Raw genomic sequence first — 13,442 nt, forward strand, 5'->3', positions numbered from 1 at the left:
CCACCGAGTACGCACTCTGCGCACAAACCGTGGCCCATCAAGCGGTCCTCCTCCAACCCAAGTCCCCCGTCTCGCTCCTGGTAATGGCTGCCATTCATGAAATGGAAGCGCTGAGGATTTTGCTGGAATCGGCCTTGATACAGGTTCAGATGCCGACAGAGCCGCAGACGGCTCACTAAGCGGTTTTCAGGGAGATCGAGGTATGGATGCAAGCGACACCACACCGAACACCACCGTCGGCAAAACACGGTTCTACCAAGGCAAGGGCATGACCCAGCCGCTGTTCTGCATCGAGCCGGGCATCCCGTGCGAACGTGCGCGTGAGCAGGCTTCGGAGTTGATGGGGTATGTGCGCGACATGACCTTGAGCGGGGTGATGGATGAGAATCCGCAACTGGTCTGGGCTTCGTACTACCTGAGCGCATTGGCCAAGGCATTGATGGACGATGCGGAGCTTGGGATGCCCCGGTAAAAGCGGGTTGATCGGACCTGGAATTGTGTGGGTTGTGGGGGTGGCGGTTCAGCGTCCCGCCTTGCCGGCGAAAAGGCCCCCCCACCTCAAACCTTGTCGAACGCCTGCCAGCCGCCGCCAAGCGCCTTGTACAGGCCCACCAGCGCCTGCGACACCGCCGCCGAGCTGTCGATCCACTGCTCTTGGCTGGCCAACAGTGCCGACTGCACGGTCAGCACGTTGAGAAAGTCCACCGCCCCTTCCACGTACTGACGCTGCGCCGTCTCCAGGGCAATGCGGTTCTGCCGTACCGCCTCGGCCAGGTGGTCGCGCCGCAACTGGCTGGCGTTGTACAAGCGCAGCACATCGTCGATCTCGTGCCAGGCACCCAGCACCACCTTGCGGTAGTTCAGCGCCGCCTCCTGCTGCTGCGCCTCACGCAACTGGAGCGTGCCTTTCAGGCGGCCGCCTTCGAAGATCGGCAGCGACAACTGCGGCCCGAAGGCGAAACGCCGCGAATCCCAGTTGCCGAAATCAGCCAGCTGCATCGATTGGAAGCCAGCGCTCCCGGACAAGCGGATGCTGGGGTAGAAATCCGCCTTGGCCACGCCAATGCTCGCGGTGGCGGCATGCAGGCGGGCTTCTGCCTGACGAATGTCCGGGCGACGCTCGGCCAGCTCCGACGGCACGCCAATGGCGAACTTCTGCTCCGGTGCCGGCAACGCGCCAGCGTCCAGCAAGGTGCTCTGCAGGCTGCGCGGCGGCTCGGCCGCCAGCAGGCTCAGGGCATTGATCAGGTCATCGCGACGCGCCTGCAAGGTCGGCAGGCGCGCTTCGATCGACGCCACCTGGGCGTTGGCCTGGGCCACGTCGAGGCGAGTGGCGACGCCCTCGGCCTGGCGGTCCTCGGACAGCTTCAGGCTGTGCCGGGCAACCTTCAGGTTATCCTCGGTGACCTGCAGGGTGTGCTGCACCGCGCGCAACTGGATATAGTCACCCGCAGTCTCAGCGAGCAGCGCCAGCAGCACGCCATTGCGGTCATTCTCGGCGACCTCGACGCTGGCGTCGGCGGCCTCGACCTGGCGCCGCACCCGCCCCCAGAAATCCAGCTCCCAACCGGCAACCAGATCGCCCTGCCACAGGTTGAAGGCCGACTTGCCCGCCTTGCCGGACGGATCGCTCAGCCCTTCGGCGCTGTTGCGCGCGCGGCTGTAGCCGGCGTTGACATCCACCGACGGCAACTCGTCGGCGGCGACGGTACTGCGCAGCGCCCGGCTCTGCAGCAGGCGTGCGCTGGCGATCTGCAGATCGAGGTTGCGCGTCGCGACCTGCTCGATCAGCGCGCTCAGGCGCGGGTCGTGAAAGCTGTCCCACCAGCGCAGTTGCAGCGGCTCTGCCACAGGCTGGCTCGCCGCCTGCTCGCCCTGCAGGGCGTTCCATTGCTGCGGCGCCTGGCTGTCGGGGCGCTGGAAGTCCGGGCCGAGGGTGCAGCCGGCCAACAGCGCGGCGAGCAGCACCGTGGGAGTGGCTGCCGCAATGGCTGGATGAGCTTTCATCGCGCCGTCACCTCTTTGCCAGCCAGGGTGTCACCCTGGGTATCGATGGTCGCCTCCACCGACATGCCCACGCGAAGACGCTCGAGCAGAGGCTGCCCATCATCGAAGACGATCCTCACCGGAATACGCTGCACCACCTTGGTGAAGTTGCCGGTCGCGTTGTCCGGCTTCACCGCGGCGAAGGTAACGCCGGTGGCCGGCGCGATGCTCTCGACATGCCCGTGCAGGGTTTCGCCGGAGAAAGTGTCGACGCTGATACGCACCGGCTGGCCTGGCTGCACATGGGTCAGTTGGGTTTCCTGGAAGTTGCCGACCACATAGGCCTGTTGCAGCGGCACCACCGACAGCAGCCGCGCCCCCGGATTGACGTAGGCGCCAACGCGCAGCGCGCGTTCACCGACCATGCCGTCCACCGGCGCAGTGATGCGGGTGTAGGACAGGTCCAGCTCGGCTTTTTCCACGCCGGCTTCGGCCCGCTTGAGCTGGCCATCGGCACTGGCGACCTGGGCCTGGAGGATATCCACCTGCTTGCGCGTGGCGACCAGCGCCGCCTGGGTGTTGGCCAGTCGCGCACGGGCCTGGTCGACCCGGCTGCGGGCCTGCTGGGCGTTTTGCACGGTGCCGGCACCCTGCTCGGCCAGACGGCTGTAGCGCGTCACTTCATGGTCGGCGAAACCAGCCTCGGCCTGCGCGGCCTTCACCGCAGCCTCGGCCTGGGCGATCAGCGCCGCCTGCCGCTCGAGGGTGGCACGGGCATCGATGGCCTGCGCCTTGGCCACCAGCAATTGGGCTTGGGCGGCATCGAGCGCGGCCTGGTAGTCGCGGGCGTCGATGGTCGCCAGCAACTGGCCGGCCTTGACCTGTTGGTTGTCCTCGACCAGCACCTGCTTGATAAAGCCGGCCACCTTCGGCGCGACCACGGTGTAGTCGGCGGTGACGTAGGCGTCGTTGGTGCTCTGGCGGTGGTCGCTGCCGAACATCCAGGGGCCGACGATGGCGGCGAGGACGGCCACGGCGAGGACCGAGCCGATGAAAACTGTCTTGCGTGTTTGCGTCATGTCATTTGTCTCGAACTACAGCGTCAGGCCACCGCACGGGGCGGATAGACCCGGGTAGGCACAAAGGGAATCAGGCAGATCAGGGCCACGGCGATGCAGGCCATCACCAGGTAAAGGTCGGCCGAGGTGAGTACCAGGGCCTGTTCGTGAAGGCGCCTGGCCAGGTTCGCCGCGCCGTCGTCCAGCAGTGGCGCATTGCCCAGGCTGTCGACCAGATGATTGGAATGAAAATGCCGGCGCAGGGTGCCCAGGGCATCGAGCAGGCCGGTAGCGACCACTGCCGCCAGGCCCTTCACGGTGTTGAACCAAGCGGACGCGAACGGGCCTTCCTGCGGGGTCATGCCGTTGGTCGAGAGCATCAGCAGTGGCAGCACCGCCATCGGCTGGCCGAACACCTGCAGCAGGTAGTACGGGTAGAAGTCACCGCGGATCCATTCGCTGGTCAGCAGGCTGCTGCCCACGCACGAGGCCGCCAGCATCGCCAACCCGCTCGCCAGTACCCAGCGGCAGTCCACCGCGCGGATATTGCACAGCGCTGCGGTGAGCGGCAGCGCGATCAATTGCGGCATGGCCACCAGCATCATCAGCGGGCTGGTCTGCGCCGGGCGATAGCCCTGGATCTGCGCCAGGTACGCCGAAGGAATGCTACCCACGCCCGACAGCACCACCAGCACACCGGCCAGGGTCACCAGGGCGAAGCTCAGGTTGCGCCGCGACAGCATGCGCAACTGGAAGAACGGCAAGGGCTCGGACCATTCGTTGTACATGAACAGCACCAGCAGCAGCAGGCCACCGCCCAGCAGCCAGCAGATCAAGGGCGAATCGAACCAGCCCCAGCGATCGCCCAGCGACAGGCCCAGCACGATGCTGCTGAGGGCCGGCAACCCCAGCAGCACGCCGCGCCAGTCGAACTGCCTGAAGCGCTCCAGACGCAGCGGATCCTGCGGCAGGCCCCAACCGACGCAGAAGATCGCCAGTGCCGAGGGCAGGATGATCTGCCAGAACGCCCACTGCCAGCCGACATATTCGGTCCACAGGCCCGCCAGGGGCGTGCCGAGGTTCGGCCCGAACGTGGCGGTCAGGGCATAGCAGGCCAGGCCATAGACCTTGATGTTCGGCGGCAGGAAGCGCAGCGCCACGCTCATCAGCATCGGCGGCAATGCTCCCGAGGCGAAGCCCTGGAGCACGCGCAGCAGCATCAGGCTGTGCAGGTTGGGGGCGAAAGGCTGGACCAGGCCCAGCACGGCGAACAGGCCAATGGCGGTCATGGTGAAGCGGCGCAGCGAGAAGGTGGTGGCCAGCCAAGGTGCGAAGGCCATGGCCGACACCGACGCAGCTGCATACACCGCCACCAGCCAGGCGCCCTCGTCGGCGCCGATACCCATGGCGCCGCGGATATCGGCCAGGGAGATCTTCGTCACCGCCTCGTTGAGGCCGGCGCAGAGCACCGCCAGCAGCACACCGAACAACCCCACCACCACGCGCGGGCCGAACGGCGTCTGCGCGGGCGCGGCCGCCACGGGGGCGGCGGCGATCGCAGCGGCGGGCGCGGTCAGGGAACTCATTTTCGACATCTCCAGCAACATTTTTCAGCTGTGGGAAGTCTAGGGGTGGGGAATGCTTACGAAAACTGACTTGTCGGCAGGTTTATATTGCGCCAGACGCAATCCGCTTTCGGTGGTGGCCTCAAGGTTCGGTCCCGCAACACGCCTTCAGCGTGCGCCGCAGCCACCGATGCGCCGGGTCATTGTCAAACCGCGGATGCCAGGCCTGCATCACCCGCACCTTCTCCAGCTCCACCGGAATCTCGAACGAACGCAGCGGCAGACCGAACTTCAGCACATTGCCGAGGATATTCGCCGGCATCGGCAGGATCAGGTCCGAATCCGGCAGGGAGAACATCGCCGAGTGGAAACTCGGGGTGATCAGCGAAACCCGTCGCTGCAGTTTGTAGTTGCCCAGCTCCACGTCGATCGGCCCGTTGGCCCGCCCGCGCCGCGACACGCTGATCTGTGGATAGCGGACAAAGCGCTCGGGGGTGATCGGTGCGTCGAAGATCGGATGGTCGTCCCGCGCCAGGCCCACGAAGTGCGTATCGAACAGATGCTGCACCTTGATCTCCGGCCCCAGTTCGATACTCGAGCTCACCACCAGATCGATCTGCCCGTGGCGCAACACGAGGTCATCATCGCCATGGGCTTCCGGCACGAAACGCAGCACCGTGCGCGGTGCCTGGGCCAGCATCATGTGCAGCAGGCGCGCGCCATACAGGGCGACGAACAGGTCGTTGGTGCGGATGTTGAAAGCGCGCTCCAGGTTCGGCAGGTCGACGTCCTCGCCGCTGTTGAACACCAGCCCGGCCTGCTCCACCAGCGCCCGCACCTGGTCACGCAGGGCCAGCGCGCGGGGTGTCGGCACCAGGCCACGGCCGGCCCGCACCAGGATCGGATCGCCCAGCGCGTCGCGGATGCGCCCCAGTGTGCGGCTCATCGCCGCCGGGCTCAGGTTCATGCGCTGCGCAGCGCCCACCACACTGCCCTCGTCGAGCAGGGCATCGAGGGCGACAAGCAGGTTCATGTCCGGGAGTTGCATGGCCGTTTTCCGTGGCGAGTGTGGGAAACGCGATGGTAGCAGGTCGCACGATTGCGTCTGGTGCAATGACGCCGTGCGTGAGGGGCCATTTATCCGGGTTGGGGGAAGGTTCGAGAATGGTGGGGTTCTTTTCGCGGGCAAGCCCGCTCCCACAGGGATTGGGCTGGCCTTTAGATTTTGAGCAAGGCAGTTGCTCCCACAAGGATTTAGCTGGCTGTCAAATTTGAACATGACAGTTGCTCTCACATGGCAACCAGTGGGAGCGGCGGTTCGGCGCCCCGACTTGCCCGCGAAGAGATCGACACCGCTCTCAAGCCCCACACAAGGCCCTTCCAATGCCCATCCTCATCGCCATCGACGCCTCCCCCGCCAGCATCAACCTGATCGACCTCGTGCGCCGCTACTGCCGCCCCGGCGAACACTCGTTGCAGGTGCTGCTGGCCATCGATCCGACCTTCGCCGTGCACGAGCGCCCCGCGCCCTATACCGAGCAGGAACTGGAGGAATACCCCGCAGCCTGCGACGAACAGCAGTTGGCTGAACGTGCGCTGCAGCAAGCCGTGGCCACGCTGCGTGAAGCAGGGTTCAAATGCCAGGGTTGCATGGTGGCGGCGCAACCGGTCGAGGCCATCGTCGGCAAGGCTCGGGAACTCGACTGCGAGCTGATCGTGATGGGCCACCGGCACCTGTCGCGCCTCGGCAGGCTGCTGGACCCCTCGATCAGCAGCAAGGTGATCGACCGGGTACAGGTGCCGGTGCTGGTCTGCCCGGCAGGCGAGTGACCCTCACGCCCCGCCCGGCTTGACCACCACCGTGCAGGTCGTGCCCGCCGCCAGCAGATACCCTTCGGGCACCTCATCGATATGAATCCGCACCGGCACCCGCTGCGCCAGGCGCACCCAGTTGAAGGTCGGGTTCACATCGGCGATCAGCTCGCGGCTCTGCGGGTTGTCGCGGTCGTAGATACCACGGGCGATGCTCTCGACATGCCCCTTGAGCAACTCGCCGCTCATCATCTGCAGCTCGGCCTGGTCCCCTACCTTCACATGCGGCAGCTTGGTCTCCTCGAAGAAGCCGTACACCCAGAACGAATGCTCGTCCACCACCGCCATCACCGCCTCGCCGGTGCGGGCGTAATCGCCCTTGTGGATATTCAGGTTGGTGACGTAGCCGTCGACCGTGGCGACGATCTCGGTGCGCTTGAGGTTCAGCTCGGCCGCCGCCAATCGCGCCTGGGCCTGCTGATAGTCGGCCAGGGCGGCGTTTGCGATATTGCTGGCGTCGTCACGGTTTTCCTTGGAGATGACCAGGTTGTCCAGGTCGGCACGGCGCCGCGCGTTGACCTTGCGCATCTCCCAGGTGGACTTGCGCGAAGCGACCAGCGCCCGGGCCTGCTCCACTGCCAGGCGATAGTGCTCGGGGTCGATGCGGATCAGCACATCGCCCTTCTTCACCTGCTGGTTGTCACGCACCGGCACGTCCACCACATAGCCCGGCACGTCGGCGGCGACGTTGATGATGTCGGCGCGCACACGCCCGTCGCGGGTCCAGGGCGTGGTCATGTAGTGCAGCCACAACTGGCGGCCGATCACCACGGCAGCGGTCAGCACCAGCAGGGTGGCGAGGAGGCTGAAGAACTTTTTCATCGAAGGTTTCTCACCAGTAGACAGACAGCGCCAGTGCGCCGAACAGGCAGACAAACAGGGACAGGCGCAGCAGCGCCGGGTGCCAGAAGAAGCGATAGCCGTCGTGGCTGGCGATGAAGCGGTCCAGGCCCCAGGCCAGGCCCGCAGCGAACAGGAACATCAGGGTCATGGTGGGCATGTACACGCCATGGAAGGCGATCTCACGGGGCATGGTGCAATCCTTTGGCCGGGGCCAGGGGTGACTGGGGGTCGAGCAGCGAGGTGCGGATGAAGTGCAGGTAGCTCTGCGCACGGCGCAGCACCGACGTGTCGAAGTGCCGGGCGAAGGGTTCGTCGGTGGCCTGCACGCGGCTGATGGCGTGGTCGACCGCCACCAGCGCGCGCTCGTGGTTGCTGGCGTTGGGCTGCAGGAACAGCCGCGCCAGGGCTCGCCCCATCACCCGGATCGCCTGGCGCCAGGGCTGCGACTCGGCGTAGGCCGGGTGCACCGGGGCATTGGCCTGCTCCTTGCGCAGTTCGATGACAGCGTGGCCGACTTCCGATACCACGAACATCCAGCCCATCAGCTCGGCCTGCACCTGCGGCTTGCCGGCCGCCAGGCCATAGGCCTGGTGCAGCAAGTCGCGGGTGCGGCTCTCGAACGCCGAGCCCAGGCCACGCAGGCGCCCACCGATGGCGAACAGCACCTGTTCGCGCAGGTCCTGCTCCAGGCGGCTCCATAGCCAGCGGCTGTTCGGCGGCAGGATGATCGCCCCGGCCGCAGCGCAGACCAGCATGCCGATGATCATGCCGATGTAGTCGTTGATGAAGGCGTACGGGTCATAGACCGTAAGGTTGTTGGGCACCGAGCCGATGGCGAAGAACACCAGCAAGCCCACGCCATAACCGGCATAGGCCGGGCGCGACGAGAGAAAGGCACCGAGCACGAACACCGGCGCCAGCACCATGCACAGCAAGGCGAAACCGTCGATCCAGGGGAACACGAAGAAGGTTTCGAAGAAGCCGATGAACGCCCCGAGCAGGGTGCCGCACGCCATCTGGAACGACATGCGCCTGGGGTTGGGCGAAGCTGCCGAAAGGCCGGCGGTGACCGTGGCGATCAAGGTCATCATGGCGCCGCTGGGCCAGTCGCTGAGCAGCCAGTAGCTGCCCAGCAGCAACAGCACCGCTGCACCACGCACCCCGGCGGCCAACGACACCAGCCAACTGGTCTGAGCCACATAGGGCTCGTCCCACTGCTCGCGTTCGTGGTTGTGCACGGCCAGTGATGCGTGGGTCTGGGCGTAGCTGTAGAGGTCGTCGACCAGGCGGTAGAGCAGCTCGTAGGTGGTGTGGAAGTCCAGCAGGTCGGCGTCGCTGGGGTCGGTCTCCAGGTACGTCGCACGCAGCCCGCGCACCTGGGCCTGCAGGCCGTCCTTGTAGGCCGCCAGCTCCAGGGTCAGGCGTAGTGCATCGGCATCGGTCAGGGCTCGCCCGACGTAAGGTTCGAGCAACTGCGCCAGGGTTTGCAGGCCCGGTTCGATGGCGCCGACGATCTGCGCCGGGCCGCGTGCGCGCAGGCGTTCGAGTAAACGGTGCAGGGCGTTGAAACGGGTGGTGATGGCCATGAACTCGCTGTTCATGCGCACCAGGCGGCCAGAGCGCCTGCGCATGTGCGGGTCTTCGAAGGCGGTGACGTTGCGCAAGCTCTCCAGCCCCACCGCCTCGGCGATGAAACGCACGTTGCTGGACTCGAACAGCGCACGCTGGCTGTTGCCGCGCAGGGCCTCGACCACCACCCCGGCAAACACGCCGAAGCGCTGGTACAAGGCATTGCGCATGGCGGCGCTGGCCGATTGCGGCAGGATCGCGGCACTGACCAGGGTCGAGACGAGAATCCCCAGGGAAATCTCCAGCACCCGCCAGACGGCGGCCATGAACGCCTGGTCGGGGTGCTGGAGCACCGGCAGGCCGATCATCGCCGCGGTATAACCGGCCAGCACGAAGCCATAGGCGCGGAAGGTGCGGTAGCGCATGGCCCCTGCCGAGCACAGGCCGACCCACAGCGCCAGGCTGGGCAGGAACAGCTCGGTGTTCTGCGGGAAGATCGCGATCAGCGCGACCATCATCGCCGAGCCGGCCAGGGTGCCGAGCATGCGGTAGAAACTCTTGGCGAACACATGCCCGCTCTGCGGCTGCATGACGATGAACACGGTGATCATCGCCGTGCGCGGCTGCGGCAGCTCCAGGCGCATGGCCAGCCAGAGGGTGAGGAACGCCGCAGCGAGCACCTTGAAGATGTAGACCCAGGTCACCCCGTCGGTGCGCGCCCAGGCAAAGAAGCCCCGGCGCCACTCCAGGCTGGACAGCCAGCGCATCATTGCTCGCGTCCCGAGGCAATCAGGGCCGGCGCTTTCGGCGCTGCCTGGTGCGCCTCATCCGGCACGTCGCTACCCGCGTCGAGGCCACCGCCCAGCGCCGTGACCAGCTCGGCATGCACACTCAAGCGCGCAGCCTGGACCTGCTGCTGGATCCGCTGCTGGCGAAACAGCAGGGTCTGCGCATTGAGCACGTTCAGGTAGTCGGTCAGCCCGCGCTGGAAGGCAACCGTGGCGATGTCGTAGGTCTTCTGCGCAGCGGCGACGGATTCGGCGGCGAAGTGCGCCTGCTGCGCCATCGACTCGCGACGGATCAACTGGTCGGAGATACCCTTCAACGCCCCGACCACTGTTTCGTTGTAATGCGCAACGGCCATGTCGTAGCCAGCAGAAGCCGCGCCCAACTGCGCGCGCAGCCGCCCGCCATCGAAGATCGGCAAGCTGATGGCAGGCCCGACGTTGTAGTTGAACTTGCGCCCGGTGAGAAACTCCAGCGGCCCGCCACCGGTGGCCATGAAACCAAGGCCGCCGACCAGGTCGACGTTGGGGAAGAAGCCTGCGTGGGCGACCTCGATGCCACGAGCCTGGGCTGCCACCTGCCAGCGGCTGGCGACCACGTCGGGGCGCTGGCCGACCAGCTCGGCAGGTAATGCCGAGGGCAAGGACAGCGGCGCCGCCAGCGTCAGTGTCGGGCGTTGCAGGCTGGCCCCCTCGCCCGGTCCCCTGCCGGCCAGTGCCGCCAACTGGTTGCGCGTCAGGGCGATTTCTTCGTCGAGGCTGTCGATCTGCCGATGGGTTTCCGGCAACGGCGCTTCGGCCTGGCTGACGTCCAGATGGGTGCCGATCCCGGCCTCGAGGCGCCGCCTGGCCAGCGCGAGGATCTGCTCCTGCTGCTCCAGCTCGGCCTTGACGATGTCCCGCTGGGCGAAATGCAGGCTCAGCTGGATGTAAGTGCGCACCACGTTGTTGTGCAATTCGAGCTGGGCCTGGCGGGCTTCGGCGGCACGCATGTGCGCCTGGTCCAGCGCCTGCTCACTGGCGTTGCGTTCACGGCCCCACAGGTCGAGGGCGTAGCTCAGGCCGATGGCGGCGTTGTTGTCCCAGGTGTTGGCGCCGGACAGGGCTCCGGGGCCGTAGAACTGATCCTCCGGCCAGTTGTGGCGCTTGAGGGTCGCCTCGCCGTTGGCCTGGAGCTGTTCCGCCGACTCGACCACACCGGCCATGGCCCTGGCCTGGCGCACCCGCGCCGCGGCCATGGCCAGGCTCGGGCTACCGGCAACTGCGAGGTCCATCCAGCGGTCCAGCTGGGGATCACCGTAGGCGCGCCACCATTGCTGCGCGGGCCAATGGGCGTCGCGCTCGGCTTCGCGGATGGCAGGGTCGGTGGCGAGTTGGTTGGCTTGCAGCGTCTTGCTTTGCGGGGCGATGCCCCAGGTTCCGATACAGCCGCTCAAGGACAGGCTTAGGGCACAGGCACTGAGCGCTCGAAGCGCTCCGATGTTGCGACGCGGCACAGCTGCGATTTCCCGAGGAAGAGGTGAAGGGGCCGGGCAATTCTAGGGGCGGGTTTCATTGGCGATAAGCGCATATTCCTGCGAATCTTTGTTACCAAAACAGCGATAATCCGGCTTTGGTCGGACGTGCTTTTTCATTACTTCATGTCACAATTTTGTCCTCTAGATCGAGAGTGACCCATGGACACCCTGCAAAACATGCGTGCTTTCAGTTGTGTAGCCCAGCTCGGCAGCTTCACCGCCGCCGCTGCGCAGCTGGATACGACCACCGCCAACGTGTCGCGGGCGGTCTCCAACCTGGAAGCCCATCTGCAAACCCGCCTGCTCAATCGCACCACACGGCGCATCGCCCTGACCGAAGCGGGCAAGCGCTACCTGATGCGCTGCGAACAGATCCTGACCTTCGTCGAGGAAGCCGAAGCCGAGGCCAGCGATGCCCACGCCCGCCCCGCCGGGCAGCTCAAAGTGCATTCGATGACCGGTGTCGGCCAGCATTTCGTGGTCGATGCCATCGCTCGCTACCGCCAGACGCACCCAGACGTCACGTTCGACCTGACCATGGCCAACCGTGTGCCCGACCTGCTCGACGAGGGCTACGATGTGTCCATCGTGCTGGCCAGCGAGCTGCCTGACTCAGGGTTCGTCTCCCAGCGCCTGGGGATCACCTACAGCATCGTCTGCGCCTCCCCCGACTACATTGCTCGCCACGGCATCGCACACAAGCCCGCCGACCTGCTCAAGCACCAGTGCCTGCGCATGGTCAGCCCGGTGATTCCGCTGGAAAAATGGCTGTTCGACGGTCCGGAAGGCCAGGAGATGGTCAACATCACCAGCTCGCCGTTCCAGGTGAACTCCGCCGACGCGATGAAGACCGCGATCCGCAGTGGCATGGGGGTGGGCGTGCTGCCGATCTACTCCGCCATCGACGGCCTGCGCGACGGCAGCCTGGTGCGGGTGATGCCCGACTATCGCCTGCAGGAGCTGAACCTGTACGCGATCTACCCGTCGCGCCAGTACCTGGATGCCAAGATCAAGACCTGGGTCGAATACCTGCGCAACTCGCTGCCGGAGATCCTGGCAGCGCACGAAGCAGACCTGAAGACCCATGAATTGCTGATCGCCACCTGAAAAAGCTGCTGCATTGCAGGTGGCGACAATGGTAGGTTGCTAACCAATCGTTGATTCGCGGCGGCCTTTTCGCAGGCCGCCATCGTCCCACCGCCTTGCAGAGAAGTAGCCCGATGAAAAAGACCGTCCTGGCCTTCAGCCGTATCACTCCGGCCATGGCCGAGCGCCTGCAGCACGACTTCAACGTGATCCTGCCCAATCCCAAGCTGGGCGACATCAATGCCCAGTTCAACGAAGCGCTGCCTGAGGCTCACGGCCTGATCGGCGTCGGCCGCAAGCTCGGCCGCGCGCAGCTCGAAGGTGCCGGCAAGCTGGAGGTGGTGTCGAGCGTGTCGGTCGGCTACGACAACTACGACCTGGACTACTTCAACGAGCGCGGCATCGCCCTGACCAACACCCCCGACGTGCTCACCGAAAGCACCGCCGACCTGGGCTTTTCGCTGATCATGGGCTGTGCCCGCCGTACCGCCGAGCTGGACGCCTGGACCAAGGCCGGCAATTGGCAGGCGACCGTAGGCCCGGCGCATTTCGGCAGCGATGTACACGGCAAGACCCTGGGCATCGTCGGCATGGGCAACATCGGCGCCGCCGTGGCTCGCCGTGGCCGCCTGGGCTTCAACATGTCGATCCTGTATGCCGGCAACAGCCGCAAGAGCGCGCTGGAGCAGGAACTGGGCGCGCAGTTCCGCAGCCTGGAGCAGTTGCTGGCCGAGTCCGATTTCGTCTGCATCGTGGTGCCGTTGTCCGATGCCACCCGCAAGCTGATCGGCGCCCGTGAGCTGAAGCTGATGAAGCCGAGCGCCTTCCTGATCAACATCGCCCGCGGGCCGGTGGTGGACGAGGCGGCGCTGGTCGAGGCGCTGCAAGCCGGCACCATTCGCGGTGCCGGACTGGATGTGTACGAGAAGGAGCCGCTGGCCGATTCGCCGCTGTTCAAGCTGCCCAACGCCCTGACCCTGCCGCACATCGGCTCGGCGACTGCCGAGACCCGCGAAGCCATGGCCAACCGGGCGATGGAGAACCTGCGCGCAGCGCTGCTGGGCGAGCGACCACGGGACCTGGTGAATCCGCAGGTGTGGAAGGGCTGAACCTGGCCGCTGACTGTACCGGCCTCTTCGCGGGCAAGCCCGCTCCCACAAA

Annotated in this window: 12 protein-coding genes; 4 read left to right on the forward strand and 8 right to left on the reverse strand. The window is 66.0% G+C overall.

Annotated elements, in window-relative coordinates:
- Window positions 1-202 precede the first annotated feature (202 nt).
- Window positions 203-472, forward strand: coding sequence for a DUF3077 domain-containing protein (locus ACPZMI_RS20645; RefSeq protein ID WP_411383208.1), 270 nt, complete (start codon window positions 203-205; stop codon window positions 470-472).
- 86 nt (window positions 473-558) lie between these two features.
- Here ACPZMI_RS20645 and ACPZMI_RS20650 read toward each other — a convergent pair whose 3' ends face one another.
- The 4 genes from ACPZMI_RS20650 to ACPZMI_RS20665 form a co-directional block, all read right to left on the reverse strand.
- On the reverse strand, window positions 559-2,007 hold the full coding sequence (locus tag ACPZMI_RS20650; RefSeq protein WP_426352953.1) for an efflux transporter outer membrane subunit: 1,449 nt from the start codon (window positions 2,005-2,007) through the stop codon (window positions 559-561).
- Complete coding sequence (locus ACPZMI_RS20655; RefSeq protein ID WP_186668149.1) at window positions 2,004-3,065, reverse strand: HlyD family secretion protein; 1,062 nt, start codon at window positions 3,063-3,065, stop codon at window positions 2,004-2,006. The genes ACPZMI_RS20650 and ACPZMI_RS20655 overlap by 4 nt, the downstream gene beginning before the upstream one ends.
- A 23-nt stretch (window positions 3,066-3,088) precedes the next feature.
- Window positions 3,089-4,630, reverse strand: coding sequence for an MFS transporter (locus ACPZMI_RS20660; protein WP_426352954.1), 1,542 nt, complete (start codon window positions 4,628-4,630; stop codon window positions 3,089-3,091).
- A gap of 121 nt (window positions 4,631-4,751) precedes the next feature.
- Entirely contained in the window at window positions 4,752-5,657 is a 906-nt protein-coding gene (locus ACPZMI_RS20665) for a LysR family transcriptional regulator (RefSeq protein WP_288376970.1), read from the reverse strand.
- A gap of 335 nt (window positions 5,658-5,992) precedes the next feature.
- On the opposite strand from ACPZMI_RS20665, the gene ACPZMI_RS20670 reads away from it, so the two are divergent.
- Window positions 5,993-6,439: a universal stress protein gene (locus tag ACPZMI_RS20670; RefSeq protein WP_426352955.1), complete on the forward strand. Its 447-nt coding sequence runs from the start codon at window positions 5,993-5,995 to the stop codon at window positions 6,437-6,439.
- A 3-nt stretch (window positions 6,440-6,442) separates the two neighbouring features.
- Here ACPZMI_RS20670 and ACPZMI_RS20675 read toward each other — a convergent pair whose 3' ends face one another.
- Genes ACPZMI_RS20675 through ACPZMI_RS20690 form a run of 4 tightly spaced genes read right to left on the reverse strand, consistent with a single transcriptional unit; the run spans window position 6,443 to window position 11,174 of the window.
- Window positions 6,443-7,303, reverse strand: coding sequence for an efflux RND transporter periplasmic adaptor subunit (locus ACPZMI_RS20675; protein ID WP_426352956.1), 861 nt, complete (start codon window positions 7,301-7,303; stop codon window positions 6,443-6,445).
- A gap of 10 nt (window positions 7,304-7,313) precedes the next feature.
- Complete coding sequence (locus tag ACPZMI_RS20680; RefSeq protein WP_054894899.1) at window positions 7,314-7,514, reverse strand: DUF1656 domain-containing protein; 201 nt, start codon at window positions 7,512-7,514, stop codon at window positions 7,314-7,316.
- On the reverse strand, window positions 7,504-9,660 hold the full coding sequence (locus ACPZMI_RS20685; RefSeq protein ID WP_426352958.1) for an FUSC family protein: 2,157 nt from the start codon (window positions 9,658-9,660) through the stop codon (window positions 7,504-7,506). The genes ACPZMI_RS20680 and ACPZMI_RS20685 overlap by 11 nt, the downstream gene beginning before the upstream one ends.
- On the reverse strand, window positions 9,660-11,174 hold the full coding sequence (locus ACPZMI_RS20690; protein ID WP_426352957.1) for an efflux transporter outer membrane subunit: 1,515 nt from the start codon (window positions 11,172-11,174) through the stop codon (window positions 9,660-9,662). Before ACPZMI_RS20690 ends, ACPZMI_RS20685 begins: the two co-directional genes overlap by 1 nt.
- 180 nt (window positions 11,175-11,354) lie before the next feature.
- Between ACPZMI_RS20690 and ACPZMI_RS20695 the strand changes: the two genes are divergently transcribed.
- Window positions 11,355-12,302, forward strand: coding sequence for a LysR family transcriptional regulator (locus ACPZMI_RS20695; protein WP_186668158.1), 948 nt, complete (start codon window positions 11,355-11,357; stop codon window positions 12,300-12,302).
- Window positions 12,303-12,415: 113 nt separating this feature from the next.
- Complete coding sequence (locus ACPZMI_RS20700; protein ID WP_186668160.1) at window positions 12,416-13,390, forward strand: 2-hydroxyacid dehydrogenase; 975 nt, start codon at window positions 12,416-12,418, stop codon at window positions 13,388-13,390.
- Window positions 13,391-13,442: the final 52 nt, after the last annotated feature.

The sequence above is a fragment of the Pseudomonas wayambapalatensis genome (assembly GCF_049942315.1).
GTDB lineage: Bacteria > Pseudomonadota > Gammaproteobacteria > Pseudomonadales > Pseudomonadaceae > Aquipseudomonas > Aquipseudomonas wayambapalatensis.

Coding starts and splice junctions, on each gene's coding strand:
- ACPZMI_RS20645 (WP_411383208.1), top strand. CDS start 203: ATGGATGCAAGCGACACCACACCGAACACCACCGTCGGCAAAACACGG.
- ACPZMI_RS20650 (WP_426352953.1), bottom strand. CDS start 2,007: ATGAAAGCTCATCCAGCCATTGCGGCAGCCACTCCCACGGTGCTGCTC.
- ACPZMI_RS20655 (WP_186668149.1), bottom strand. CDS start 3,065: ATGACGCAAACACGCAAGACAGTTTTCATCGGCTCGGTCCTCGCCGTG.
- ACPZMI_RS20660 (WP_426352954.1), bottom strand. CDS start 4,630: ATGAGTTCCCTGACCGCGCCCGCCGCTGCGATCGCCGCCGCCCCCGTG.
- ACPZMI_RS20665 (WP_288376970.1), bottom strand. CDS start 5,657: ATGCAACTCCCGGACATGAACCTGCTTGTCGCCCTCGATGCCCTGCTC.
- ACPZMI_RS20670 (WP_426352955.1), top strand. CDS start 5,993: ATGCCCATCCTCATCGCCATCGACGCCTCCCCCGCCAGCATCAACCTG.
- ACPZMI_RS20675 (WP_426352956.1), bottom strand. CDS start 7,303: ATGAAAAAGTTCTTCAGCCTCCTCGCCACCCTGCTGGTGCTGACCGCT.
- ACPZMI_RS20680 (WP_054894899.1), bottom strand. CDS start 7,514: ATGCCCCGTGAGATCGCCTTCCATGGCGTGTACATGCCCACCATGACC.
- ACPZMI_RS20685 (WP_426352958.1), bottom strand. CDS start 9,660: ATGCGCTGGCTGTCCAGCCTGGAGTGGCGCCGGGGCTTCTTTGCCTGG.
- ACPZMI_RS20695 (WP_186668158.1), top strand. CDS start 11,355: ATGGACACCCTGCAAAACATGCGTGCTTTCAGTTGTGTAGCCCAGCTC.
- ACPZMI_RS20700 (WP_186668160.1), top strand. CDS start 12,416: ATGAAAAAGACCGTCCTGGCCTTCAGCCGTATCACTCCGGCCATGGCC.